Here is a 26,231-nt window from a genome sequence, read left to right as displayed (position 1 = left end):
CGCGCTGAACCAGCGCAAACAGCTCTTCTTTTTGAAGGGCTGTATTTTTGGTGAGATTTCTGAAGTGGCAAAGACCGACAAACTCTCCGCCGTCAAAGGCATGAACGACATCCTTCCCGGCGAGTCCGCCCGCTGGGAGTGGCTGGAAGCGCAAGTGCGCGATCTGATGGGGCGCTTTGCCTACCGCAACGTGCGCACGCCCATCGTCGAGCACACGCAGCTGTTTGTGCGCGGCATCGGCGAGGTGACGGACATTGTCGAGAAGGAGATGTACTCCTTCGAGGACAAACTCAACGGCGAGCGCCTGACGCTGCGCCCCGAAGGCACGGCCAGCCTGGTGCGTGCCACCATCGAGAACAACCTGCTGTACGACGGCGGCAAGCGCATGTGGTACATCGGCCCCATGTTCCGCCACGAGCGTCCGCAGCGTGGCCGCTACCGCCAGTTCCACCAGATCGGTGCCGAGGCCCTGGGCTTTGCCGGCCCCGACGTGGACGCCGAGCTGATCCTGCTGGCCGTGGCCCTGTGGAAGCGCCTGGGTCTGACCCAGTGGCGCCTGGAAATCAACAGCCTGGGCCAGCCCGAGGAGCGCAAGGCGCACCGCGAGGCGCTGATCGCCTACCTGGAGCAGCACACCGACGTCATGGACGAAGAGGCCAAGCGCCGCATGTACAGCAACCCGCTGCGCGTGCTGGACACCAAGAACCCGGCGATGCAGGAGATGGTGAACGCCGCGCCCAAGCTGCTGGACTACCTGGGCGAGGCCTCGCTGGCGCACTTTGACGGCCTGAAGGCCATCCTGGACGCCAACGGCGTGCCCTGGACGGTCAACCCCCGCTTGGTGCGCGGCCTGGACTACTACAACCTCAGCGTGTTCGAGTTCGTGACCGACCTGCTGGGTTCGCAAGGCACCATCTGTGCCGGCGGCCGTTACGACTACCTGATCGAGCAGGTCGGCGGCAAGCCGGCCCCCGCCGTGGGCTGGGCGCTGGGCGTGGAGCGCGTACTGGAGCTCGTCAAGGAACTGGGCACCGACATCCCCGAGCCTGGTCTGGACGTGTACGCCATCGTGCCCGATGCCGCCGCCATGCCCGTGGTGCTGCGCACCCTCACCCAGCTGCGCGATGCGGGCGTGCGCGCACAGATGCACACGGCTGGCGCCGAGGGCATGGGCTCGATGAAGTCGCAGTTCAAGAAAGCCGACGGATCGGGCGCGCGCTTTGCGCTGATCTTCGGTGCCGACGAGCTGGCGCAGGGCCTGGTGACCGTCAAATCGCTGCGCGATGGACAGGGCGCCCAGGTGCAGCAGCCGCTGGCGCAGGTGGTCGATTGGGCCGCCACCCTACAATCTCAGGCTTGAATCTCTTACAACACCCAGTATGGCAACGCATCTCGACCTCGAAGAACAAGAGCAACTTGATCAGATCAAGCACTTCTGGAACAAGTGGGGCACCCCCATCACCGGCGTGGCCGTGATCGTGATGGGCGGCTTTGCCGCCTGGAATGGCTGGCAGATGTGGCAGCAGCGCCAGGCGGTGCAGGCCTCCGCCCTGGCCGATGTGGTGGCGGTGGCCGTGGAAAGCGGCGACCAGGCCCGTGTTGCCCAGGCGTTCGATGCCGTGAAGGCCGACTACGCCGGCACGCTGCAGGCCGGGCACGCCGCCTTGCTGGTGGCCCAGTCCTCCGTGAAGGCGGGCAAGCTGCCCGAAGCCAAGTCGGCCCTGCAATGGGTGGTGGACCACACCAAGGACGAGGGCTACCAAGCCACGGCCAAGCTGCGTCTGGCCGCGGTGCTGATGGAAGAAAAGGACCTGGAGGCTGCCGCAGCCGTGCTGCGTGGCAGCTTCCCTGCCGAATTCAAGGGCCTGGCGGCCGATCGCCTGGGGGATGTGCTGCAGCAGCAGGGCAAGACCAGCGAAGCGATCACAGCCTACCAGGAAGCCTGGAAGCTGCTGGACCCGCAGGTGGACTACCGCGCGCTGGTGGGCTTCAAGCTGAATGCATTGGGGGTGGCAACCTCTGAATCCGGAATGGCGACTTTGACGGAGACCAACAAGTGAATCACAACGCGCAACGCGATCAAGGACGAGTTTGGGGAGTGACCGTGCAGCGCACGGTGGTGGCCATGGCCATGGTGACAGCCCTGGGTGGCTGCGCGTGGTTCGGTTCCGGCAGTGCACCCAAGCCCATGGACTTGGGTCCGAACGTGGTCAATTTGCCGGTGCGCCAGGCCTGGACGGTGCGCATTCCAGCGATCAAGGACGCCAATGTGCGGGCCCAGGTCCAGGGGCAGGACGTGATCGTGGCAGCGGCCGACGGTACGGTGGTCAGCATCAACGCCAGCAATGGCCGTGAAAGCTGGCGTGGCCAGGCCGGCAAGGCCTTGCAAACCGGCGTCGGCGCCGATGGCCGCCATGCGGCCGTGGTGACCACCGGCAACGAGCTGGTGGTGCTGGAGGGCGGCAACAAGCTGTGGAGCAAGCCGCTCAGCACCTCGGTCTTCACCGCCCCGCTGGTCGCGGGCCGTCGCATATTTGTGCTGGCGGCCGACCGTTCGGTGTCGGCCTTCGATGCGCAAAATGGTGCCCACCTGTGGACCCAGCGCCGGGAGGGCGAGCCCCTGGTGCTGCGCCAGCAGGGGGTGCTGATGCCCTATGGCAACACCTTGCTGGCCGGCCTGTCCGGCCGCCTGGTGGCCCTGAATCCGGATGATGGCCGCGTCGAGTGGGAAGCTCCGCTGGCATCGCCGCGCGGCACCAACGATGTGGAGCGCCTGGTGGACTTGGTCGGCCCAGCCAGCCGCGTTGGCAATGCCGTCTGCGCGCGCGCCTTCCAGGCGGCTGTGGGCTGCGTGGATGCGAATGTCGGTCGCACCGCATGGTCACAAACTGCCAAGGGAGCAGTGGGAATTGCAGCTGATGCAGAGTACGTGTTTGGTACGGAGAGCAACGGCATCCTGCAGGCCTGGAATCTGGCCGACGGCACCAAGCGCTGGTCGGTCGATCGCTTCCAGCACCGCAAGCTGTCCGCACCGCTGGTGCTGGGGCGTGCCGTGGTGATGGCCGATGAGACGGGCCTGGTGCACCTGGTGTCCAAGCAGGACGGCTCGCACCTGAACCGATTGAATACCGATGGAACCGGCGTGGCAGCAGCGCCGGTGGTGGCCGCCGATACCTTGGTGGTTGTGACACGCGGCGGCGGCATTTACGGCTTCCGCCCGGATTGACAAAAATTTTCGAATGAAGCCAGTTATTGCCCTTGTCGGGCGGCCCAATGTGGGCAAATCAACCTTGTTCAATCGACTGACCAAGTCGCGCGACGCCATCGTCGCCGACTTTGCCGGTCTGACACGCGATCGCCACTACGGCCAGGGTCGCCAGGGCAAGCACGAGTACATCGTGATCGACACGGGCGGTTTTGAGCCCGATGCCTCCAAGGGCATCTTCCGCGAAATGGCCAAGCAGACGCGCCAGGCCGTGGCAGAAGCCGACGTGGTGCTGTTTGTGGTCGATGCGCGCGACGGCCTGTCGGCCCAGGACCATGACATCGGCAACTACCTGCGTCGCCTGGGCAAGCCGTGTGTGCTGGTGGCCAACAAGGCCGAAGGCATGAAGGCGGGCACGCAGCTGGCGGAGTTCTATGAGCTGGGTCTGGGGGATGTCTACCCGGTGTCCGCTGCCCATGGGCAGGGCGTGCGCGGTCTGGTGGATCTGGCGCTGGGTTCCTTGAACCTGCCCGAGCCCGAAGAGGAAAGCATCGAGGACGTGGAAGCGCGTCCTGTGCGCTTGGCCCTGGCCGGACGCCCGAACGCGGGCAAGTCCACCTTGATCAACACCTGGCTGGGTGAGGAACGCCTGGTGGCGTTCGACATGCCGGGCACGACGCGCGATGCGATTGCTGTGCCGTTCGAGCGCAACGGCCAGCGTTTCGAGCTGATCGATACCGCCGGTCTGCGCCGCAAGGGTCGCGTCTTCGAGGCCATCGAGAAGTTCTCGGTGGTCAAGACCTTGCAGGCGATCGAAACCGCGAACGTGGTCTTGCTGCTGATCGATGCCACCGAAGGGGTGACGGACCAGGACGCCCACATTGCGGGCTACGTCTTGGAAAGTGGCCGTGCTGTGGTGGTGGCGGTGAACAAGTGGGACGCCGTGGACGATTACCAGCGTCAGTTGGTTGAGCGTGCGATTGAAACCCGCCTGGGCTTCCTGAAATTTGCCGCGTTGCACTTCATCTCTGCCACCAAGCGCCAAGGCCTGGGGCCCTTGTGGGCTTCCATCGTGCAGGCGCACAAGGCGGCCACCTGCAAGATGCCGACGCCTGTGCTCACACGCGTCCTGCTGGAAGCCGTGCAGTATCAAACGCCAAAGAAGGCGGGAGCCTATCGCCCCAAGCCGCGCTACGCGCACCAGGGGGGCATGAACCCGCCCGTGATCGTGGTGCATGGCAATTCCTTGGAGCACATCACCGAGGCCTACCGCCGTTTCCTGGAAGGACGTTTCCGCAAGGAGTTTGATTTGGTGGGGACCCCCCTGAGGATCGAGTTTAAGACTTCCCACAACCCCTATTCCGACTAAGCTGGGAAGCCATCACCGCAGTGCCAGAGGGCGAATCCCTGCAAGGGAAATGCACAAAAGGCGCTGTGGTATGGTGTCGGTTTACAACAACATTTCCGAACACGGAGAATATCGTGAGCAATAAAGGCCAACTCCTGCAAGATCCATTTTTGAACGCACTGCGCCGCGAGCACGTGCCGGTTTCCATTTATTTGGTGAACGGCATCAAGCTGCAAGGCCAGATCGAATCGTTCGACCAGTACGTGGTGTTGCTGCGCAATACCGTGACCCAGATGGTCTACAAGCACGCCATCTCGACCATCGTCCCAGGTCGCCCTGTGAACTTCAGCCTAGCTGACAACAACGACAACGAGGCCGCTGCCGCTTGAAACTGTTGACTTATCCCTTCCCTGCACAGCCGTGCAGGGTGGGGGAGGTGATGGCATGAGCGTGAATGCCGCACCCTCCCCCGAAGACGCCACCCCCGTTGTGCTGGTGGGCGTTGACTTCGGACTTCCACACTTCGACACCGAGCTTGAAGAACTGGGCCTGCTGGCACAAACCGCCGGCCTGCGCCCTGTGGCACGCATCACCTGTAAACGCAAAGCACCCGACGCAGCCTTGTTTGTGGGCAGTGGCAAGGCGGACGAAATCCGCATGCTGGCCCAGATGCATGGCGCCCGCGAGGTGTTGTTTGACCAGGCTCTGAGCCCGGCGCAGCAGCGCAACCTGGAACGCCATCTGGAAATGCCGGTCAATGACCGGACGTTGTTGATCCTGGAGATCTTCGCCCAGCGCGCGCGCAGCCATGAAGGCAAACTGCAGGTCGAACTGGCACGGCTGCAGTACGTGGCCACACGCCTGGTGCGCCGCTGGACCCACCTGGAGCGCCAGATGGGCGGTATCGGCGGGCGTGGTGGACCGGGCGAAAAGCAGATCGAACTGGACCGCCGCATGATTGCCGATGCCATCAAGCGCACCAAGGACAAACTGCAGAAGGTCAAGAAGCAGCGCGCCACCCAGCGCCGGCAGCGCGAGCGCCGAGATGTGTTTAACATCTCGCTGGTCGGCTACACGAATGCTGGCAAATCCACGCTGTTCAACGCCCTGGTGAAAGCGCGAGCCTACGCAGCGGACCAGTTGTTTGCCACGCTCGATACGACCACGCGCCAGCTGTACCTGAGCGAGGCGGGCATGTCTGTGTCCCTGTCGGACACCGTGGGCTTCATCCGTGATTTGCCCCACGGTCTGGTCGAGGCCTTTCAGGCCACGTTGCAAGAAGCGGTGGATGCCGATCTGCTGCTGCATGTGGTCGATGCCTCGAATGAAACTTTCCCTGAGCAGATGGATCAAGTCCGCAGTGTGTTGGGCGAGATCGGTGCTCTGGATATTCCCCAGGTACTGGTCTTCAACAAGCTGGATGCCTTGCCGCCGGAGCGCATGCCTGTCATCACGCAGGACACCTACGAGGTAGACGGGGTGGCCGTTCCGCGTGTGTTTGTGAGTGCGCGCACGGGCGAAGGCCTGGTGCAGTTGCGCCAGCTGCTGGCTCAGGCCGCTTTGGCAGCCCGGAATGCATCCGACGAAGGGGAGGTCCAAGATGGTCGTGATGGCCTAAGGTCTGAACCAATGTCCCTTGATGACTACGACGATTGAGCAAAGTGCATCTGCACATTTCGGCACAATGCCACATGGTTCATAGCAATACCAATTGAGACTTTTCGCATGAATTTCCTGAATCGCGCCCCTCGTTGGGCAGTGCTGCCAGAACGCTTGCGGGGAATGTTCAATCTGAATGATCCCCGCTGGGGGCGTGGAGAGGACAACCAAGCAGGGGAGGGTGAGTCGCGCCCGGATTCTGACCGTCCTGCACAGCCTCCTTCCTCTCCCCCTCCGCCGCGTGGCCAGCAGCAGGCGGGTCAGCCACCGGATCTGGATGAGCTGTGGCGTGACCTGAATCGCAAGCTCTCGGGGCTGTTTGGAGGCAAGCCTCCCCGTGGTCCCCAGGGGGGCAACAGCAGCCAGCCGCCAGAAATGAAGGGTGCAGGCATTGGCGTCGGCGTGATCGCCGGTATCGCTGTGCTGATCTGGCTGGGCACGGGTTTCTTCATCGTGCAGGAAGGCCAGCAGGCGGTGATCACGCAGTTCGGCAAGTACCACTCGACCGTGGGTGCTGGCTTCAATTGGCGTTTGCCGTATCCCGTGCAAAACCATGAGCTGGTCTACGTGTCGCAGATCCGTTCCGTGGATGTGGGTCGTGACACCATCATCAAGAGCACCGGTCTGCGCGAATCGGCGATGCTGACCGAGGATGAGAACATCGTCGAGATCAAGTTCGCGGTGCAGTACCGCTTGAGCGATGCCCGGGCCTGGCTGTTTGAGAGCAAGAGCCCCGACGTCGCAGTGGTGCAGGCTGCAGAGACTGCGGTGCGTGAAGTGGTGGGCAAGATGAAGATGGATACCGCACTGGCGGAAGAGCGCGACCAGATCGCGCCGCGCGTGCGGGATTTGATGCAGACCATCCTGGACCGCTACAAGGTGGGTGTGGAGGTGGTCGGCATCAATATGCAGCAAGGCGGTGTGCGTCCGCCCGAGCAGGTGCAGGCCGCATTCGACGATGTACTCAAGGCTGGTCAGGAGCGCGAGCGCGCCAAGAACGAAGCCCAGGCCTATGCCAACGACGTGATCCCCCGTGCCGCAGGTACGGCTGCGCGTTTGAAGGAAGAAGCGGAAGCCTACCGCGAGCGCATCGCGGCGCAGGCCGAGGGTGATGCACAGCGCTTCAGCTCGGTGCTGGCCGAATACAAGAAGGCGCCCCAGGTGACGCGTGACCGCCTGTACACCGAAACCCTGCAAGAGGTTTATAGCAATGTGACCAAGGTGCTGGTGGATTCGCGCCAGGGTTCCAACCTGCTGTATCTGCCGCTGGACAAGATCTTGCACAGCTCTGGCGCTGCACCACAGGCCGCGCAGGATGCTGCTCGCACGCCTGCGCAGAACGGTGTCACTGTCGTGCCCGCAACCCCCATTGATGCCCGTGTGCGCGATGTGAATCGCTCGCGCGAGCGTGAGTCCCGCTGAGGAGATCTGTTGTGAACAGAGTTGGATTTATTGCCTCTAGCCTGCTGGTGGTGCTGGCCGTGCTGAGCTCCATGCTTTTTGTGGTGGACCAACGTCAATTTGGCGTGGTCTACGCCCTGGGGCAGATCAAGGAAGTCATTACCGAGCCGGGCTTGAACTTCAAGATGCCGCCACCGTTCCAGAACGTGCGTTACATCGACAAGCGTCTGCTGACACTGGATAGTACCGATACCGAACCCATGCTGACCGCCGAAAAGCAGCGCGTGGTGATCGACTGGTACGTGCGCTGGCGCATTACCGATCCGTCGGAATACATCCGCAACGTGGGTCTGGACGAAAGTGCCGGTGCCATGCAGCTGAACCGTGTGGTGCGCAATGCCTTCCAAGAGGAGGTCAACAAGCGTACCGTGCGCGAGCTGCTGTCCAGCAAGCGCGACACCCTGATGGCCGATGTCAAGCAGGAAGTCCTGAATGCCGTGACCGGTGGCAAGACCTGGGGGGTGGATGTGGTCGACGTGCGCATCACCCGTGTGGATTACGCGGAGACCATCACCGAATCCGTCTATCGCCGCATGGAAGCCGAGCGCAAGCGCGTGGCCAACGAGCTGCGGTCGACCGGCGCTGCCGAGGGTGAAAAAATCCGTGCGGAAGCCGATCGTCAGCGCGAAATCACCGTGGCGAATGCCTACCGGGATGCACAGAAGATCAAGGGCGAAGGCGACGCCGAGGCAGCCCGAACCTATGCCGGAGCTTTTGGGCAAGACCCCCAGTTCGCGAAGTTCTACCGCAGTCTGGAAGCCTACAAGGCCAGCTTTGCGAACAAGAGCGACGTGATGCTGGTTGACCCCAGCAGTTCTGACTTCTTCAAGTCCTACCGCAGCAGTGGAGCCAGCAGCAACTAAGCGCGCGCACCGTCTGTAGCCCTTCAGGCCAAGGCCAGCCCACCTCATGGAATCCGGATTTTCTTGGTGGACTGCCTTGGCCTTGTTGTTGGTGGTCGAGGGTTTGCTGCCGTTTGCATCACCGCGCTACTGGCGCGCCACCTTGATCCAGCTGCTGGCCCTGCGCGATAGCCAGATACGCGCTGTGGGGCTGCTCTGTATCGCAGTCGGTTTAAGCCTGCTGTGGTGGCTTGAATAACGTGGATCATGGCTAGGCCTTAAGGCTTTGTTGGGGGCGGCCGACGATAGCCGATAGAATCACGTTTTTAACAGCCTCCCCCTTTTTTCCATGTCCGCTTGGGTCCTGCCGGATCACATCGCCGATGTGCTGCCCTCTGAGGCACGTCACATCGAAGAGTTGCGCCGAGGTTTGCTCGATACGGCGCGCAGCTATGGGTATGAGTTGGTCATGCCTCCGCTCCTGGAGTATCTGGAGTCCTTGCTCACCGGCACCGGTGAAGCACTGAACCTGCAGACCTTCAAGTTGGTCGACCAGATTTCCGGACGCTCCCTGGGGCTGCGTGCTGACATGACGCAGCAGGTGGCGCGCATCGACGCACATTTGCTGAACCGCCAGGGCGTGACGCGCCTGTGCTATTGCGGTCCGGTGCTGCATGCCACGCAGGATCGCCCCCGTGCTACACGGGAGCCGCTGCAGTTCGGCGCTGAAATCTATGGCCATGCCGGACCCGAAGCCGACGTGGAGGCGCTGAGCCTGGCGCTGGCTTGCGTGCAAGGTGCGGGCGTGACCGGCTTCACCGTGGACCTGGGCGATGTGCGCATCGTGCGCAGCCTGCTGGCCGGGGTCATGGTGGATGCCAGCGTGCTGCAGAAGGTTCACGCGGCGCTGGCTGCCAAGGACGCCACGGGCTTGGCGGCCCTCACCAAAAGCTTTCCCCAGACCGCGCGCGAAGGCCTGCAGGCCTTGCTGCAGCTGTACGGTGATGTCTCCGTGCTGGATGAGGCGGAGAAGGCGCTGGCCCGCACACCCGGAACGCTGCACGTGCTGCAGCACCTCAAGTGGTTTGCCACACAGTTCCCGCAAGCGAACCTGACGTTCGACCTGGCGGACGTGCGTGGCTACTCCTACTACAGCGGCACACGCTTTGCCGTCTACGCTCCTGGTGCCAGCGATGCGCTGGTGCGCGGCGGTCGTTACGACGAAGTGGGTTCCGTGTTTGGACGCAACCGCCCTGCGGCGGGCTTCTCACTGGATATCAAGCAGCTGGTGTCGGTGGTGCCATCGCGTCCGCTGCGTGCGGCCATTCGCGCTCCCTGGGGCAACGATGCGCAACTCAGTCAAGCCATTGCGCAGTTGCGCAGCCAAGGCGAGACCGTGGTGTGCGTGTTGCCAGGTCATGAGAGCGAAGTGGACGAATTCGACTGCGACCGCGCACTGGTGCCCAGCGCCGGGCAATGGGTCGTTCAAGCCATCTAAGGCATTTTTCAATTCATCGGATTTGAGATTATGAAAGCAACCAAAGGTCGCAACGTGGTCGTCGTCGGTACCCAGTGGGGCGACGAAGGCAAGGGTAAATTGGTCGACTGGCTGACTGAAAGCGCCCAAGGCGTGGTGCGCTTCCAGGGCGGCCACAACGCCGGCCACACCCTGGTGATCAATGGCGTGAAGACCGCACTGCACCTGATTCCCAGCGGCATCATGCGCCCTGGCGTGAAGTGCTACATCGGCAATGGCGTGGTGCTGTCCGTGGGCAAGCTGTTCGAGGAAATCGAAGGCCTGGAAAAGGCCGGCGTGTCCGTGCGTGACCGTCTGCGCGTGTCTGAAGCCTGCCCCCTGATCCTGCCTTTCCACCAGGCCCTGGACGTGGCGCGTGAAGCCGCCCGCGAGCAAGGTGGCACGCAGAAGATCGGTACCACCGGCAAGGGCATTGGCCCCGCGTACGAAGACAAGATCGCCCGCCGTGCCCTGCGCGTGCAGGACCTGAAGCACCCCGAGCGCTTCGCCACCAAGCTGCGCGAGTTGCTGAACTTGCACAACCACATTCTGGTGAACGTTCTGGGCTCCAAGCAGTTCGATTTCGGTCCCCACCTGGCCCCCTACATGAAGGACGGCGAAGTGCAGTTCGACGCGGTGTACACCGAAGCGATGCGCCATGCCGAGCTGCTCAAGTCCATGATCGCCGACGTGTCGCGCGAGCTGAACGACGCCCATGCCGCCGGTGCCAACCTGCTGTTTGAAGGCGCGCAAGGCACGCTGCTGGACGTGGACCACGGCACCTACCCATACGTCACCTCGTCGAACTGCGTGGCCGGCAATGCCGCCGCCGGTGCGGGCGTGGGCCCCGGCATGCTGCACTACATCCTGGGCATCACCAAGGCCTACTGCACCCGCGTGGGTGGCGGTCCTTTCCCCACCGAGCTGGAGTGGGAAAAGGAAGGCACACCGGGCTACGTCATGTCCACCGTGGGCGCCGAAAAGGGCGTGACCACCGGCCGTTCGCGCCGCTGTGGTTGGTTCGATGCCGCGCTGCTCAAGCGCTCGGCCCAGATCAACGGCCTGTCCGGTCTGTGCATCACCAAGCTGGACGTGCTGGACGGCATCGAAGAGCTGCAACTGTGCGTGGGCTATGAGCTGGACGGCGAGAAGATCGACATTCTGCCCATGGGCGCGGACGACATCGAGCGCTGCAAGCCCATCTACGAATCTATTCCCGGCTGGACCGATTCCACCGTGGGTGTGACCGACTATGACAAGCTGCCTGTGAATGCGCGCCGTTACCTGGACCGCATCGCCGAAGTGACCGGTGTGCCGATCGCCATGGTCTCCACCAGTCCCGACCGCGACCACACCATCCTGATGCAAAACCCCTACAGCGCGGGCTGAAGCGGCGTTGCCTCTATAAACACGCTCCTCGCGAAATTACACAGGAACACGACCATGTTGACTGAAGACGGCAAGCACCTGTACGTCAGCTACGACGAATACCACGGCCTGATCGAAAAGCTGGCCCTCAAGATCCACCAGTCCGGCTGGGAATTCGACACCATCCTGTGCCTGGCCCGTGGTGGCCTGCGCCCCGGTGACATCCTGAGCCGCATCTTCGACAAGCCCCTGGCCATCATGTCGACCAGCTCGTACCGCGCCGAAGCCGGCACCGTGCAGGGCCATCTGGACATCGGCCGCTTCATCGCCACCCCCAAGGGTGAGATCGCCGGCCGCGTGCTGCTGGTTGACGACCTGGCCGATTCGGGCGTGACGCTGAATGCCGTGGTGAAGATGCTCAAGGAAAACTACCAGCCCATCACCGAGCTGCGTACCGCCGTGATCTGGACCAAGGGTGTGTCGACCTTCCGCGCTGACTACTCTGTGGAAGACCTGCCCACCAACCCCTGGATCCACCAACCCTTCGAAGGCTACGACAACCTGTCGCCCGAGAAGCTGATGGACAAGTGGAAGCTGTAAGCCAGCGTGCATGTCGACACAAGGAGCCCCCGGGGCTCCTTTTTTTATTTTCAAAATCTATAAATAAGAGCAGTCGGCGCGCGTCATTCAACGCTTTCAATCCAAAAAGTATCTGCAACCCAGTTTTGATCAGCGCCAGCAGCTCTGCTTTTTGATGTGCTTGGGGTGTGCAGGGGCCAGCGTGCCACTGGCCTTGTGCCGGGCAGGTCGGCGCCGCTATGCTTGGCAGCATGCACATGATCTTGGATGCGCTGTGGCGCGCGGTGACCGATTGCCTGCGGGGCCGGGTGATTGCCTGGTCTTTGTTTCCCCTGCTGCTGGTGGCCGGCATGGCGGCGCTGGTCGGGGTGTTCTGGTGGGACGCTGCCGCGGCCAGCGTGCAGGCCTGGCTGGAATGGTTGTGGGGCTGGATGGGGCAGGGCACAGCATCGGCCAGCGCCGTGGCGGCGGCGGTCTTGCTGGTGCTGGTGATCAGCCCGGTGATGGTGATGGTGGCCTTGGCCATCGTGGCCGTGGTGATGACCCCGCAGATGGTGGCACTGGTGGCCGAACGCCGCTTTCCGCAACTGCAGCGCAAGCAGGGTGCGGGCTGGGTGGGCAGCGCACTGTGGGCCCTGGGATCGACGGCCATGGCCTTGCTGGCCCTGGTGCTGTCCATGCCGCTGTGGCTGGTGCCACCGCTGGTGCTGGTGCTGCCGCCGCTGATCTGGGGCTGGTTGACCTACCGCGTCATGGCCTTTGATGCCCTGGCCGAGCACGCCAGCCCGGCTGAGCGCCAGACCGTCCTGGCCACCCACCGCTACCGCTTGCTGCTGATGGGTGTGGTCTGTGGCTACCTGGGCGCTGCGCCCAGCCTGGTGTGGGCGTCGGGGGTGGTGTTCGCCGCGGCGTTCTGGGTGCTGATTCCGGTGGCCGTGTGGATTTATGCGCTGGTGCTGGCGTTTTCCTCGCTCTGGTTTGCGCACTATGGCCTGGTCGCCCTGGACAGTCTGCGGGAGCATGCCGCGCCGGATGCCGGGCAGGCGGCACCACCGGCAGGCACGCGGCCGTGAAAACCGTTGTGTGTTTTTTGCCACTTGGTGCAGGGCGTGCCGCATATTGGTGATTGCACCAATGTGGTGCACATCCAGGAACTAAAATAGTGCATGGAAAGCAAGTCCGGAATGGCTTGTTGAATTTGCACCAAAGTGGTGAATTGCAAAAGGCTGTGAAAACATGGACTTCACAGCCTTTCCGCTTGTGGATGGGTGTCGGGCGAGCTGGCACACAAACTGCTTTGCTAACTGCGTACTTTCTATGAAGCGCTTTTCCAGGAGAACCTGATGGCTAAGACCGTTGCAGATGTGATGAACCTAGTGAAGGAAAACGAGGTCAAGTTTGTTGACCTGCGCTTCACTGATACCCGTGGCAAAGAACAGCACGTGACCGTGCCTGTGTCGCACTTTGATGATGACAAGTTCACTTCGGGCCACGCCTTTGACGGTTCGTCGGTTGCTGGTTGGAAGGGGATTGAAGCGTCGGACATGCTGCTCATGCCCGATCCCAACACCGCCAACATCGATCCTTTCTTCGAAGAAACCACGCTGATCCTGCAGTGCGATGTGATCGAACCCGGTGACGGCAAGGCCTACGACCGCGATCCCCGTTCCGTGGCCAAGCGCGCTGAAGCCTACCTGAAGGCTTCCGGCCTGGGCGACACCGCCTACTTCGGTCCCGAACCCGAATTCTTCATCTTCGACGGCGTGCGCTGGGGCACCGAACCCCACAACCCCTTCTTCGAAATCGAAGAGTACGAAGCCCCCTGGAACACCGGCACCAAGTTTGAAGGCGGCAACCGTGGCCACCGTCCCCGCGTCAAGGGTGGCTACTTCCCCGTGCCTCCCGTCGACAGCACCCAGGACATGCGTGCCGAGATGTCCCTGATCCTGGAATCCCTGGGCATCCCCGTCGAAGTGTTCCACCACGAAGTGGCTGGCGCTGGCCAGAATGAACTGGGCACCCGCTTCTCCACCCTGGTGGAGCGTGCCGACTGGACCCAGCTGCAGAAGTACGTGATCTGGAACGTGGCCAACACCTACGGCAAGACCGCGACCTTCATGCCCAAGCCCTACAGCGGTGACAACGGTTCCGGTATGCACGTGCACCAGTCTGTGTGGAAGGACGGCAAGAACCTGTTCGCCGGCGACGGCTATGCCGGTCTGTCCGACTTCGCGCTGTACTACATCGGCGGCATCATCAAGCACGCCCGTGCCCTGAACGCCATCACCAACCCCGGTACCAACTCGTACAAGCGCCTGGTGCCTGGCTTCGAAGCCCCTGTGAAGCTTGCCTACTCGGCCAAGAACCGCTCGGCCTCGATCCGCATTCCTTACGTGGCCAACCCCAAGGGCCGCCGCGTGGAAGCGCGCTTCCCCGATCCACTGATGAACCCCTACCTGGGCTTCGCAGCGCTGCTGATGGCCGGTCTGGACGGCGTGGAAAACAAGATCCACCCCGGCGAAGCCGCCACCAAGGACCTGTACCACCTGCCTCCCGAGGAAGACAAGCTGGTGCCGACCGTGTGCCACAGCCTGGACCAGGCGCTGGAAGCCCTGGACGCGGACCGCGCCTTCCTGACCAAGGGTGGTGTGTTCTCCGACAGCATGATCGACGCCTACATCGAACTGAAGATGGGCGAAGTGACCCGCTTCCGCCAGGCCGTGCACCCCGTCGAGTACGACATGTACTACTCGCTGTAATTCCGGCGCCAGGGGCTGGGCATGCATGCGTGGCCCCTGTGCTGGAACGACACAAAAAGGCAGCCGAGAGGCTGCCTTTTTTGTCGGCGGCAGCGGGTGGCCCAGGTCGGACAATCCGGGACAGTGCAGGTCGGGCATTGCACAATGCCATACAGACACGCCATGCATGCTGGTTCTGCGGCACGGCGCCTGGATTTGAACGTTGGAGGTGTGAACACTATGAAGCAACTGATCGGAGCAACCGCCTGCTGGCTGGCCTGTGCCGCCGTGCTGCCTGCGGCACAGGCCCAGGAGCGCATTTACCGTTGTGGCAATGAGTACACCAACAGCGCCGCCATCGCCAAGCAGCGCAACTGCCAGGTGGTGGAAGGCGGGCATGTGACCGTGGTGCACACCCGCCCCGCGTCTGCCCCCACCGCCGGGACTGGTGAGGGCAAGGCCTCTACGCCTGCACCGGCGGGCGCCCGTGCAGTGCAGGTCGATCCCAGCCAGCAAAAAGCCCGTGACAGCGATGCCCGGGCCATCCTGCAGGCCGAGCTGGTCAAGGCCCAGGAGAAATTGAAGGCACTCAAGGCTGAATACAACGACGGCTACCCGACCAAGTCGGCGCTGGAGTTGCGCAATTCGCAGGTCTACAACGAGCGCCTGGAGAGCTTGAAGGCCAGCATTGCCCGCCAGGAGAGCGACATTGCCGGCATCCAGCGAGAGCTGGCACGCCACTCTGGTGGCTGATTGTTTTTGAAAGTTGAGTGGTCTGTCCATGTCGCTTGCAGTTCCCCGTGATGTGCAGCGTTTTGCTGCGTTGGATTTGCTGTCTACCTTGGCGGTGGTGGTTGACCAGCAGGGCGCCGTGGTGTTTGCCAACGCCGCCCTGGAAAGCGCGATGGGCATGTCGCGGCGCATGCTCGAAGGGGTGGAGTTCGCCCAGTACCTGGCCTCGCCCTCGCTGCTGCGCACGGGCCTGCAATCCTCGGATGGGCACGGCTATGCGGCGATGAGCTTCGACACCGGCCTGCAGCGCACGGTGCAAGAGCCGCTGTTCGTGCATGTCACGCTGACACCGATTGAGCACACGGACTTGAGCCTGGTGGAGCTGTGGGTGCTGGAGCAGCAGGCCCGCCAGGACCGCGAGGAGCGCCTGGTCGAGCAGGCCCAGGCGAACAAGGAGCTGGTGCGCAATCTGGCGCACGAGATCAAGAACCCGCTGGGCGGCATTCGCGGTGCGGCCCAGTTGCTGGAGATGGAGCTGGACAGCCGTGAGCTCAAGGAATACACCCAGGTCATCATCCATGAGGCCGATCGCCTGCAAAGCCTGGTCGATCGCTTGCTGGCCCCGCACCGTCACCCGCACCAGCTGGCCGACCTGAACATCCATGAGGTGTGCGAGCGGGTGCGCTCCCTGGTCCTGCTGGAGTACCCCCAGGGCCTGAAAGTGCGCCGGGATTACGACATTTCCATCCCGGAGTTCAAGGGGGATCGCGCGCAGCTGATCCAGGCGCTGCTGAACATCGTGCAAAACGCCGCACAGGTGCTCTCCGACAAGATTGCCAGTGGCGAGGCCGAAATCGTGTTGCGCACCCGGGTGGCTCGCCAGGTGACGATTGGTCGCCAGCGCCACAGGTTGGCATTGGAATTGCATGTGATTGACAACGGACCCGGCGTACCGGACCACATCAAGGAGCGGATTTTTTATCCGCTGGTGACGGGGCGGGATGGCGGTTCCGGCTTGGGGCTGCCGTTGGCGCAGACATTCGTGCAGCGCCACCACGGCCTCATCGAGTGCGAAAGCATGGCGGGGCGCACGGATTTTCGGATCCTGATCCCGCTGCCGTGAGACCGGGTCTTTCAAGAACAAACAACGGAAGGTAAACACAGCATATGAAGCCGATCTGGATAGTAGATGACGACCCCTCGATCCGCTTCGTCTTAGAAAAGGCGTTGGCTCGCGAAAACCTGGACACCCGCAGCTTCAGTAACCCTCGCGAAGTGCTGGCCGCCTTGGCCGATCTGCCGGAAGGCGATCCTGCACACCAGGGCCCGCGTGTCCTGGTCAGCGATATCCGCATGCCTGGCGGCTCGGGCTTGCAACTGCTGGAGCAGGTGCATGCGCAGCAGCCGGAGTTGCCGGTCATCATCATGACCGCCTACTCGGACCTGGACAGTGCGGTGTCGGCCTTCCAGCGCGGCGCGTTCGAGTACCTGCCCAAGCCTTTCGATCTACCCAAGGCGGTGGAGTTGATTCGCCGCGCGGTGGAGGAAAGCGAGCGCGAGCAGGTTGCCGAGGAGCGTCAGACGGCCATGCCCGAAATGCTGGGCCAGGCGCCAGCGATGCAGGATGTATTCCGGGCGATCGGCCGCCTCAGCCAGAGTGCTGTCACCGTGCTGATCACCGGCGAATCCGGTTCGGGCAAGGAGCTGGTGGCCCGAGCCTTGCACAAGCACTCGCCGGTCGCAAACGGCCCTTTCGTGGCCATCAACACCGCCGCCATTCCCAAGGATTTGCTGGAGTCGGAGCTGTTCGGCCATGAGCGTGGCGCCTTCACCGGGGCGCAGACACAGCGCCGGGGGCGTTTCGAGCAGGCGGAGGGCGGGACCTTGTTCCTGGACGAAATCGGGGACATGCCCTTCGATCTGCAGACCCGGCTGTTGCGCGTGCTGTCTGACGGCCAGTTTTACCGGGTTGGTGGTCATACGGCGGTCAAAAGCAATGTCCGCGTGATTGCTGCCACCCACCAGAACCTGGAGCAGCGGGTCAAGGATGGGGTGTTCCGTGAAGACTTGTTCCACCGCCTGAATGTGATCCGGCTGCGTCTGCCCTCGCTGCGCGAGCGTTCCGAGGACGTGCCCATGCTGGCCAAGCATTTCTTGCAGCGCAGCGCCAAGCAGCTGGGGGTGGAGCCCAAGCGCATTTCGGAGGCCGCCTTGCAGCGTCTGGCGCAGTTCGGTTTCCCCGGCAATGTGCGCCAGCTGGAGAACATCTGCCACTGGCTGACAGTCATGGCTCCGGCCCAGCAAATTTCAGTGCAGGACCTGCCTCCGGAGGTGCTGGGTGCGTCTGCCAGTACTGCACCGGTCGAGCCCGCGGGCCTGGTGCCTCTGCAGATCGGCACGGTGGCGGAGGTTCCGGTAGCCAGCGCCGCACAGCCGCAGGCCAGTGGGGCGGCCACTGCCGCCGCGGGGTATGTCGGGCCTGGCTGGGAAAGCCTGCTGGAGGCTGATGCCCGCAAGCTGTTGCAGGGTGACTGCAAGGAGGTCTGGGACGTGCTGAGCAAGCGCTTCGAGTCCAGCCTGATCACGACCGCCTTGGGCCTGACCCACGGCAAGCGCATGGAAGCTGCGCAGCGCCTGGGGATCGGGCGCAACACCATCACGCGCAAGATCCAGGAGCTGGGGCTGGACGGCCCCGAGCGTGGAGCGGGTGACGAGGTCTAGCCGCATCCGCCGACAGGCACCACGGCACAAGGGCATATCTGCGATATGCCCTTTTTTCATGGCGATGGCGGGTCGGGCAGGGCAGACGGGGCCGTCCTACATCGACCGTTCGTATCAGCCGACCGTCGGACTGCGCATGGTTTCTGAGAATCAAAAGCATCGCCAAGTTGGCGTTCACTTGCTTTTGAAATCTGTCATAGCCCATGCTGCTTACTTTTCCCCACTATCCGGCACGTAGCACGGCACTGTCCGCGGTGCAGACCGGCGTGGCACGCTATGACCACCCTCCTGACAGCGACATTGCCGTGCTGACCCTAGATATCCACATGCGCCTGGTTTCCGAGCAGGAGGACACCTACTGGCGCGAGCGCTTCTCACAGGCACCTTATTACGTCGCCGGCCGCAGCTACGACCAGTACCGCCCGGCCTATGAACTGGGCTGGCAGACGGCGCTGCAATACCCGGATGCTGAGTTTGAAGACCTGGCCGATCGCCTGCACCGGCAGTGGGCCGTGCGCAGTGGCTCCAGCCTGCTGCCCTGGCGCGAGGTGCACCAGGCCGTGCATGCGGCCTGGCTCCATGCCAGCCAGCAAATGCGCAAGGTGCAGCAGCCGGCAGCACGCGTGGAGTGCAGCCGCGAGACCGCGGCCAGCCTGTTGCCGCTGCAGCGCGGCTGCGCCCTGCTGGCCGAGGATTTGCAACGCATGTGCACCATCCCCATGAGTGACTTCGCCCACCAGGTCATTCAACGGCACATCCTGATGCTGCGTGACTTTGCCTACACCTTGCACAGCCATGTGAAGCGTGCGTTTCACAAAGAGGACATGGGCTTGACCACGTGGCCCAGCAGGTTGCGCCGGCGCTGGATGGCCTGGCGCGACGACCTGTCGGACTGGGCGCCGGCCCAGGTGTTCGAGGTCTGCGAGCTGCGCGAACGCACCCTGCTGTCCAGCTACCAGCGGGCGCTGCGCAAGACGCTGCCTGTCGAGGTCCGGGAGCTGCTGCAAATGCAGTCCAAACGCTTGCGCGTGCACATGGAAAAGCTCAGCTGGGTGCGCCACAACTGGAATCTCGAATAAGAAGCGGTGCCCACCAAACCGTTGCCGGCCACATAGGGGTGTCCCGTATCAGCCAAACGCCTATGTCGCCATCCGCCAAGGTGATGGCTCGAGGATGCGCCAAATTCTCACAGCATGTCCTGTGACGCCCGCAGAACAATCGATTCCAGGCGATGGCGACCAGCGCCATATCCAAAGCATGGTTGCAAAGGGGGCTTGTATGACAATGCACTACACCGGGGCCTTGTTGGGACGCGAGGCAGTGATTCAATTCCCGGAAAGCACGGCACAGGTCCGATATTCTGTGCGTGGAGACTTGCACTGGTGTGTCACGGACAAGAACGGTAATGTGACCCAGGGCAATGAGCGACTGAGCTATCTCCAACTGTCAGACACGCTGCATTTCCTGAACTGGATCGAAAAGACGGGCTTCACGGTGAGCCAGGTGATCGATACCGAGAACGGCACCGTGAAAGCCTTCTGGTCGTACGCGGACGAATTCAGTGAACGTGGGCACCGTGCCTCCATGTTCGTGGACGGCACCTTCCATTTCGTCTGAGGACGATGGGGCGGCTGACCGATTTGTGGAATCTACTTAATTTTTGAGCAGCTTGTAAAAGCTGTTTTGATTCAAAAGCTTGGTGGCTTTTCCCGTGGGTTGTCCACAGCTGGGCCCACAGATGCTGGGTACAAATGGCGGTGGCCTGTGGGCCATGCAAAAAGCCCTTGGAGGTGATCCAAGGGCTTTTTGCATGGCGCCGGAGCCGGAGCACGGCAGTATCAGCGCACGCGTTCGCTTTCCACCGTCATGTCCAGCACGTACAGGTACTTGGAGGCATCGGCAGGCACTGGCGAGCGGGTGTAGCGCTTGAGGCGCAGCACATTGCGCACCCCATCCTGGTGGGTATAGCCTTCGATCGCGCCGTAGAACGCCTCCCAGGCGCCGTGGCCTTGTTTGATGCCCTGGGCGTCGTAGGTCACTTCGCGCACCTGCAGGCATTTGGCGTTCGGCATCAGGGGGTGGCTGCAGGCCATTTGCTGGGGGGCCACCTCAAGGAAAATGCGCTCGCTGGCGCCGTACAGCGTTTCGTAGGTGGGGCTGCCCGTGAGTTGCCAGCGCGCGCCATTGTCAAACTGCAGCTCCAGCACCGGGGCGTTGGCATTGCCCACGATCTTCCAGGTCCGGGCCTGGGGCAGCCATTGTCCGACCTTGCGCTCCAGGGCCATCAGGTTGGCGTTGGGGCAGGCCATCAGGGTGCTCGCCAGGCGCTCGACCTGGATGTTGGTGCCGTTGAGGGTATAGCGCCCATGCATGCGGTTGCACAGGTTCTCCACGCTGACCGTCTGCGCATCGACAAAGCGCAGGCCGACGGTGGGGGCTGGCCCCTGGGGTGTGCCGGGCAATTGCCATTGCGGGTCCACCGTCCCTTGTGCGTTCAAGGCTTTATGCAGTTGCCATTCATGGGATTGCAGACTGACCGAAGATGGGGTGGCCGGTGTCGTGGCCTGCGGGGCCGAGGTGCAGGCGGCCAGGGTCATGGCGGCCAGCACACTGGCGGCGGTGAAGCTTGTACGGTTCAGCATGGGTGTTCTTCTCCTCAAAATGGACAACGCCCCGGTGGGGGCGTATGCAAACCCCAAGTATGTTGGCGGTGTGGGGGCGCTTGTGTGAGACAAGCCCTGTAATCGTATGCCGATGTATCAAGCCGTTCATGACGGCTGTGCATGCCCGGCGTGCGAATGGCAGGAGCTATAAAATAGTGAGCGATGGGGCGGCCTGCAGTGCCCACCCGTCGCTTGTTCAGAAAGTTGGATCTCGGGTCTTGTGGAAACGTTCATGTCCAGATTGTTGCGAGGCCGTTGGGCCAAGGCCACCGTGCGTGGCGGCACCGCAGTGGCGGTGGCCCTGTTGATGACAGCGTGTGGTGGCTTGGGGAGATCGCCCGTGCCCGAGGCCATGCCCAAGGTGCAGGAAAAGTTCGGCTCGGCCGCGACCTATTCGCGCCTGTTTGATGCGACGCCGGCGCAGACCTGTGAGGCTGCGCGGCGTGCCCTGCTCAGCCAGGGCTACATCGTGAACAAGGCCGACCAGGAAACGGTCGAGGGGCAAAAAAGCTTCCAGCCCCAGCCGGACCGCCATGTGCAGATGAACATCCGTGTCACCTGCGTGCCCGAGAGCAGCGACGGCCAGCTCAGCATGGGTTTTGTGAGTGCGCTGCAGGACAGCTTCGCGCTGAAGATGGCCAGCAACTCGGCCAGCCTGGGCGTCAGCATGCTTGGTTCGGTGTCGGTGCCCGTGGCGGCCGGCCACGACTCCATGATCAAGATCGGCAGCGAGACCGTGACCAGCGACCAGTTCTACGACAGCTTCTTCGACCTGATGCGCCGCTACCTGCTGGTCGATGTGCCGGCGGAGCCCGTGGCCCACAGCAAGCGCTGAGCCGCGCTGCGGCTATGGTTTGTGAATTGATAGCAGTCAGCGCTGGATAGACAAGCGCTGGGGGGCTATTCGGCCAGGAACAGCGCGGGGTCCACCATGCTGCGGTTGAGCATGACCCCCCAGTGCAGGTGGGGGCCGGTCACGCGGCCGGTGGCGCCTACCTTGCAAAACGCCTGGCCGGTGCGCAGCGTATCGCCCACCTGGCACTGCACGCTGGACAGGTGGCAGTACATGGTCAGCAGCCCGCCGCCATGGTCCAGCCAGACGGTGCCACCGTTGAAGAAGTAGTCCCCCACATCCACCACCTTGCCCGGCAGCGGTGCCACGATGGGCGTGCCGGTGGCGGCGGCAATGTCCATGCCGCTGTGCGGATTGCGCGGCTGGCCGTTGAAGACGCGGCGCAGGCCGAAGCTGCTGGAGCGGCGCCCGGGGCAGGGCTGGCGCATCTGCAGGTCCCCCGTCTGCGGTGCCGGGCTGCTGAACAGGGCCATGATGGTCTGCTGGTGCGCACGTTCGCGCTCGTGGCGTGCCAGGTTCTGGGGTGAGAGGTCGACGGTCTTGGGCGAGACCTTCAACTGCTGCTCGGTGTAGCGCTTGTCGCGCACGGCATAGTCCACGGACTGGGTGCCGTCGTCGCTGTGCACGGTGACCGTGTGCACGCCCAGCTTGGCCGACAGCGGAATGCCGACCAGGGCCGTCCACTCGATCATGTCGCCCACCACCAGCACCGGCATGCCTTCCGACGTGGTGACCTGCGGTCGAAAGGACGAAGGGCCCAGCGACAGGCGGGCCACGCCGCCCGGGACGCGGCTGTCCAGGGGGAACCAGGGGGTGTCGGCCGGGGTTGCGGCCCAGGCGGGCAGGGCGGCGCACAGGCCCAGTTGGCCCAGTGCGGCCAGGTAGTCGCGTCGTTGCATGAGAGATTCCGAAACTGCGGTTCGCATCGCTGCATTGTCGCGTGCCTGCGCTGGGGCGCGGGGCACACCCGTGCACGGCCGCGACAGCGGGGTGATGGGGGCGGCCTGCCGAGTCCTTGACGTGGCGCAGAAAACGCAGCCGGCAGCGCGGGGACACTTGCGGGTTCTGACCAGGTCCGTGCCTCTGGGGCGAACGGCTGGCTGATGGAAGGTAGTTATCTCATGCAAGCTTTTCGCATCGTAGTCATCGGCGCCGGTGACACTGGCACCCCGCTGCTGCAGCAACTGTTCAATGCACCGTTCGTGCAGGTGCTGGGCGTGGCCGATCTGAACCTGGAGCTGCCCGGCATCGCGCTGGCCCGCCAGCACCAGGTGCCCGTGACCGACAACTTCATGGAACTGGTGAGCCTGGGCTCCCAGGTGGACATCATCATCGACGTGACCGGTGCCACCAAGGTGCGCGAGCAGCTGCGCCAGTACATGGTGGATTCGCGCAATGCCCACACGGTCATCATGCACGAGCAGATTGCACTGCTGATGATGTCCCTGTCGGCCGGCAAGCTGGTGGACAGCAAGCACGGTCTGCAGCAATACGCCTAAAAGCATAGCTGTTGGCGCTTGCTGGATAAGCGCTGAAAGCCATTTTTGTTCGCAAGCACGCGGCCGAGGCTGCCCCCGGGGCAGCCTTTTTCATGGCTGTGGCATTTTGGGTGCGGGGGCTTGCTGGCACGGCGGCTTCTTTGGAAGATGGCGGCATTCCAGAACCAGACACAGAGAGGGAATGACATGGACGCTGCGGTGACCGAGGCCACCCCTGCACAGTCGGGGGCACCACTGGCGCAAGCCATCGTGCGCAATGTTGAGCAGGTGCTGCAAGGCAAGCACCAGCAGGTGGAATGGGCGCTGGCGGCCATGGTGGCCAGCGGCCACGTGCTGCTGGAGGATGTGCCGGGTCTGGGCAAGACCATGCTGGCGCGGGCCCTGGCCGCCTCGGTGGGGTTGTCGTTCAAGCGCATCCAGTTCACAGCCGACCTGATGCCCTCGGACATCGTGGGCGGTCCGGTCTACAACCCCAAGGACGGCAGCTTTGCGCTGCGCCCCGGCCCCGTGTTTGCCCACATCGTGCTGGCCGACGAGGTGAACCGCGCCAACCCGCGCGCCCAGTCGGCCCTGCTGGAATGCATGGAGGAGGGGCAGGTGACGCTCGATGGCCACAGCCTGCCGCTGCCCCAGCCGTTTGTGGTGCTGGCCACGCAAAACCCCATGGACATGGCTGGTACCTTCCCCTTGCCCGAGGCGCAGATGGACCGCTTTCTGATCCGCCTGTCGCTGGGCTACCCGGACTTCGCGACCGAAGCCGGGCTGATCCAGAGCCAGCAGTTCGTCCACCCCATCCAGCGCCTGCAGCCGGTGTGCACGCCGGCACAGTTCGCGGACCTGGCCGAGGGCGCCCGCGCCGTCATCGTGACGCCGGAGATGGCCCAGTTCATGGCCCAGATCGTGGCGGCCACGCGCACGCACCCGATGCTGCGCTTCGGCGCCAGCCCGCGCGGCACGCTGGGCCTGGCACGCATGGCCCGCGCCCTGAGCCATGTGCGCGGACAGCGCTACGTGGAGCCCGCGGTGGTGCGCGAGGTGGCACCGGCCGTGCTGGCCCACCGCATCGTGCTGGCCCAGCCGCATGTGCAGGCGCACCCCGTGCAGGCCACGGAAAACGTGGTGCGCGAGATCCTGGCCCTGCAACGCACACCGCGCTGACGGCACGCCGCCATGGAACGCTGGCTGTCCAAGTCGCGCGTGTTGCTGGGGCTGTGCGCCCTGATGCTGATTGCGGCCTTTAACCGCCGGGACCCCATGGCCTACGGCGTGTTCCTGTTCCTGGCGGTGATCTGCACGCTGGGCTATCTGCTGCCCTGGCTGTCCCTGCGCGGCATGCAGCTGCGCTGGCTGGGGCAGGAGACGCCACAAGTGACCGAGGGTCAGGCCTACCCGCTGCACCTGGTGCTGGAGCGCCGTGCGCGCTGGCCAGCCTTCCTGGTCGAGATCGAGGCCGAGTGGGTCTGGGCCTCGCAACGCCTGGTCATGCGCCATACCGTGGCGCTGGTGCGCAGGGGGCGGTCGGTGGCGTTGGAGCAACTGTGCACCTTTCCGTGCCGGGGGGTGTACCGGCTGCAGTCGGTGCGCCTGGCCAGCGGTTTCCCCCTGGGCTTGCTGCGCGCGCAACTGCAGATGCCCACACCCGAGCTGGCGGTGCAGGTGCTGCCGCAGCCCAGCCCGTTTGTCTGGCCCCTGCCCTGGACCGTGACGGCCGACCCGCAGGGCGAGCGCTCGACACGCCACCTGGGGCCGTCCATGGAGCTGGGCCTGCTGCGCGCCTACCAGGATGGGGAGCCTCTGGGGCGCGTGAGCTGGCGCGCTTCGGCGCGTGCGGGGCAACTGGTGATCCAGCACTTTCAGCAAACCGGCAGCCTGCGCCTGCATGTGCTGGTGGCTGTGCCCGATGCACAGGCGTGCGGCCAGCCGGACAGCGATGGTGAGCAGACCATGCGCCTGGCCGCCGGCATCGTCGCCGCGGCGCAGGCCCACCATGTGCAACTGCGCCTGCACCTGCCGCCACATGCCGAGGCCCTGACCGATCCCGCAGCGGCCCTGCTGGCGCTGGCCGCCGTCCCGGCGGTGCCCGACAGCCTGCCGGTGGTGGTGCACCAGGCCTTGCCCCAGTTGCAGGCCGGGGCGTCGGTGGCCGTGGTGCTGCCGGCCAGCCTGCCCCCCCCGCAGGTGTTGCAGGCCCTGCAGGGCTTGCGGGCGCGAGGCGGGCCGGTGTTGGTGTGCCTGGCGCAAGGGGCAGCAGGGGCGGCAGTGCCGCAAGCATTGGCGCCGGCCTTGGCGCAGGCCGGGTATCTGACCCATACGGAGGTGGCATGAATCTGTGGCGTCGCACGCCCGCGACCGCACCGACCTCGCCGCGGCTGGGCACGCGCGGGGTGGTGGTGTTGACCGCGCTGAGCTACTGGTGCACCTGCATGGCCTTGATGTACCTGAACCGCCGCGCCGGGGGCATGGGCTTTGGCTTGGTCGCCTGGTCACTGTGGACCTGGTGGGGGTTCCACGGGGCCTGGAAGCACATGTTGACCCAGGAGCCCCTGGCCGGGCGCAAGCGCAGCATCGCGATGGGCAGCGTGACCGCGCTGGTGGCCGTGTTGCTGTTCCCTGGGCTGTTGCGCGGGGGCGCCATCTTGTGGCTGTGCCTGTGCCTGTTGCTGATCACCGGTGCCCGCGCACCGCGCATGCGCACCGACCGTGATTTTTATCTGGCCTTGCTGGTGGTCATGACCGTGGGCTTTTGGCTGGCGACGGACTGGGCGGCCGACTGGACGCTGTGGTTCTACCTGGGGCCGGCCTGGCTGTGGGGTGCGCTGGCGCTGGCCTGGCACCATGCGGCCCAGGCCCCGTTGGCGGGCTGGAAGAAGATCGCACTGGCCTGCGGTTTCATGGCGCTGGTGGTCACCCTGACCAGCAGCCTGTTCCTGTGGGCACCGCGTCCGCCGTCCCTGGGCTTTGGCTTCCTGCCCGGTGGGGATGTGCAGGGCTGGGCGGGTTCCCGGCCCGAGGCGGGCGAGGGGCCGGGAACCCGCCCAGCCCTGCAC

The 26,231-nt window shown here is 63.9% G+C and carries 26 protein-coding genes; 24 read left to right on the top strand and 2 right to left on the bottom strand.

Translation table 11 applies throughout. The features are described 5' to 3' along the window. Positions 1 to 64 precede the first annotated feature (64 nt). The 19 genes from hisS to FYM52_RS13980 all read left to right on the top strand — a co-directional run bounded on the left by hisS (position 65) and on the right by FYM52_RS13980 (position 19,786). The gene (hisS, locus tag FYM52_RS14070) at positions 65 to 1,360 is read left to right on the top strand and encodes a histidine--tRNA ligase (RefSeq protein WP_162524734.1); all 1,296 of its coding nucleotides are present in this window, start codon (positions 65 to 67) and stop codon (positions 1,358 to 1,360) included. Positions 1,361 to 1,379: 19 nt separating this feature from the next. Next, positions 1,380 to 2,060, top strand: coding sequence for a tetratricopeptide repeat protein (locus FYM52_RS14065; RefSeq protein ID WP_042415674.1), 681 nt, complete (start codon positions 1,380 to 1,382; stop codon positions 2,058 to 2,060). 65 nt (positions 2,061 to 2,125) lie between these two features. Continuing rightward, entirely contained in the window at positions 2,126 to 3,226 is a 1,101-nt protein-coding gene (gene bamB / locus FYM52_RS14060; RefSeq protein WP_154164564.1) for an outer membrane protein assembly factor BamB, read from the top strand. A 13-nt stretch (positions 3,227 to 3,239) separates the two neighbouring features. Further along, positions 3,240 to 4,574, top strand: coding sequence for a ribosome biogenesis GTPase Der (gene der, locus FYM52_RS14055; protein WP_043386529.1), 1,335 nt, complete (start codon positions 3,240 to 3,242; stop codon positions 4,572 to 4,574). 113 nt (positions 4,575 to 4,687) lie between these two features. Beyond that, entirely contained in the window at positions 4,688 to 4,942 is a 255-nt protein-coding gene (hfq, locus tag FYM52_RS14050) for an RNA chaperone Hfq (protein WP_042415668.1), read from the top strand. Between the two features lie 55 nt (positions 4,943 to 4,997). Beyond that, on the top strand, positions 4,998 to 6,209 hold the full coding sequence (hflX, locus tag FYM52_RS14045; RefSeq protein WP_154164547.1) for a GTPase HflX: 1,212 nt from the start codon (positions 4,998 to 5,000) through the stop codon (positions 6,207 to 6,209). Between the two features lie 69 nt (positions 6,210 to 6,278). Continuing rightward, positions 6,279 to 7,634 (top strand): FtsH protease activity modulator HflK, encoded by a 1,356-nt coding sequence (hflK, locus tag FYM52_RS14040; RefSeq protein WP_042415665.1) that lies wholly within the window; start codon positions 6,279 to 6,281, stop codon positions 7,632 to 7,634. A gap of 11 nt (positions 7,635 to 7,645) precedes the next feature. Then, positions 7,646 to 8,536 carry a protease modulator HflC gene (hflC, locus tag FYM52_RS14035; protein ID WP_042415662.1) on the top strand — a complete coding sequence of 297 codons (891 nt, stop codon included), beginning with the start codon at positions 7,646 to 7,648 and terminating at the stop codon, positions 8,534 to 8,536. A gap of 76 nt (positions 8,537 to 8,612) precedes the next feature. Further along, positions 8,613 to 8,774, top strand: coding sequence for a DUF2065 domain-containing protein (locus FYM52_RS14030; RefSeq protein WP_370513851.1), 162 nt, complete (start codon positions 8,613 to 8,615; stop codon positions 8,772 to 8,774). A 90-nt stretch (positions 8,775 to 8,864) separates the two neighbouring features. Next, entirely contained in the window at positions 8,865 to 10,013 is a 1,149-nt protein-coding gene (locus tag FYM52_RS14025; protein ID WP_154164545.1) for an ATP phosphoribosyltransferase regulatory subunit, read from the top strand. A 30-nt stretch (positions 10,014 to 10,043) separates the two neighbouring features. Continuing rightward, positions 10,044 to 11,420 (top strand): adenylosuccinate synthase, encoded by a 1,377-nt coding sequence (locus FYM52_RS14020; protein WP_154164544.1) that lies wholly within the window; start codon positions 10,044 to 10,046, stop codon positions 11,418 to 11,420. Positions 11,421 to 11,474: 54 nt separating this feature from the next. Further along, complete coding sequence (locus FYM52_RS14015) at positions 11,475 to 11,999, top strand: phosphoribosyltransferase (protein WP_042415649.1); 525 nt, start codon at positions 11,475 to 11,477, stop codon at positions 11,997 to 11,999. A 230-nt stretch (positions 12,000 to 12,229) separates the two neighbouring features. Then, on the top strand, positions 12,230 to 13,051 hold the full coding sequence (locus FYM52_RS14010; protein WP_154164543.1) for an EI24 domain-containing protein: 822 nt from the start codon (positions 12,230 to 12,232) through the stop codon (positions 13,049 to 13,051). A gap of 270 nt (positions 13,052 to 13,321) precedes the next feature. Continuing rightward, complete coding sequence (glnA, locus tag FYM52_RS14005) at positions 13,322 to 14,737, top strand: type I glutamate--ammonia ligase (protein ID WP_043386509.1); 1,416 nt, start codon at positions 13,322 to 13,324, stop codon at positions 14,735 to 14,737. 219 nt (positions 14,738 to 14,956) lie between these two features. Further along, complete coding sequence (locus FYM52_RS14000) at positions 14,957 to 15,469, top strand: hypothetical protein (protein WP_154164542.1); 513 nt, start codon at positions 14,957 to 14,959, stop codon at positions 15,467 to 15,469. Between the two features lie 28 nt (positions 15,470 to 15,497). Continuing rightward, complete coding sequence (gene glnL / locus FYM52_RS13995) at positions 15,498 to 16,571, top strand: nitrogen regulation protein NR(II) (RefSeq protein WP_154164541.1); 1,074 nt, start codon at positions 15,498 to 15,500, stop codon at positions 16,569 to 16,571. Between the two features lie 44 nt (positions 16,572 to 16,615). Continuing rightward, complete coding sequence (ntrC, locus tag FYM52_RS13990; protein ID WP_154164540.1) at positions 16,616 to 18,169, top strand: nitrogen regulation protein NR(I); 1,554 nt, start codon at positions 16,616 to 16,618, stop codon at positions 18,167 to 18,169. A gap of 203 nt (positions 18,170 to 18,372) precedes the next feature. Next, positions 18,373 to 19,248, top strand: a complete 876-nt coding sequence (locus FYM52_RS13985) for a hypothetical protein (protein WP_154164539.1) — start codon at positions 18,373 to 18,375, stop codon at positions 19,246 to 19,248. 283 nt (positions 19,249 to 19,531) lie between these two features. After that, entirely contained in the window at positions 19,532 to 19,786 is a 255-nt protein-coding gene (locus FYM52_RS13980; protein ID WP_238826220.1) for a hypothetical protein, read from the top strand. 221 nt (positions 19,787 to 20,007) lie between these two features. Here FYM52_RS13980 and FYM52_RS13975 read toward each other — a convergent pair whose 3' ends face one another. Beyond that, entirely contained in the window at positions 20,008 to 20,811 is an 804-nt protein-coding gene (locus tag FYM52_RS13975; protein WP_154164538.1) for an META and DUF4377 domain-containing protein, read from the bottom strand. Positions 20,812 to 21,064: 253 nt separating this feature from the next. On the opposite strand from FYM52_RS13975, the gene FYM52_RS13970 reads away from it, so the two are divergent. Beyond that, positions 21,065 to 21,667: a DUF2242 domain-containing protein gene (locus FYM52_RS13970; protein WP_154164537.1), complete on the top strand. Its 603-nt coding sequence runs from the start codon at positions 21,065 to 21,067 to the stop codon at positions 21,665 to 21,667. Positions 21,668 to 21,732: 65 nt separating this feature from the next. On the opposite strand, the gene FYM52_RS13965 is transcribed toward FYM52_RS13970, so the two are convergent. After that, positions 21,733 to 22,584 carry a M23 family metallopeptidase gene (locus tag FYM52_RS13965; RefSeq protein ID WP_154164536.1) on the bottom strand — a complete coding sequence of 284 codons (852 nt, stop codon included), beginning with the start codon at positions 22,582 to 22,584 and terminating at the stop codon, positions 21,733 to 21,735. 222 nt (positions 22,585 to 22,806) lie between these two features. On the opposite strand from FYM52_RS13965, the gene FYM52_RS13960 reads away from it, so the two are divergent. The 4 genes from FYM52_RS13960 to FYM52_RS13945 form a co-directional block, all read left to right on the top strand. Continuing rightward, entirely contained in the window at positions 22,807 to 23,184 is a 378-nt protein-coding gene (locus FYM52_RS13960; protein WP_042415629.1) for an oxidoreductase, read from the top strand. Positions 23,185 to 23,370: 186 nt separating this feature from the next. Beyond that, positions 23,371 to 24,342, top strand: coding sequence for a MoxR family ATPase (locus FYM52_RS13955; RefSeq protein WP_154164535.1), 972 nt, complete (start codon positions 23,371 to 23,373; stop codon positions 24,340 to 24,342). A 12-nt stretch (positions 24,343 to 24,354) separates the two neighbouring features. Beyond that, positions 24,355 to 25,509: a DUF58 domain-containing protein gene (locus FYM52_RS13950; protein ID WP_154164534.1), complete on the top strand. Its 1,155-nt coding sequence runs from the start codon at positions 24,355 to 24,357 to the stop codon at positions 25,507 to 25,509. Further along, positions 25,506 to 26,231: hypothetical protein (locus tag FYM52_RS13945; RefSeq protein WP_154164533.1), on the top strand; the 726-nt coding region annotated here is incomplete at its 3' end. The genes FYM52_RS13950 and FYM52_RS13945, both read left to right, overlap by 4 nt.

It is taken from the genome of Comamonas sp. CAH-2 (assembly GCF_009668305.1).
Taxonomy (GTDB): Bacteria; Pseudomonadota; Gammaproteobacteria; order Burkholderiales; family Burkholderiaceae_C; genus Comamonas; species Comamonas aquatica.
The sequence above is the reverse complement of the archived record's forward strand: the minus strand, read 5'-3'. Positions and strand labels throughout refer to the sequence as shown.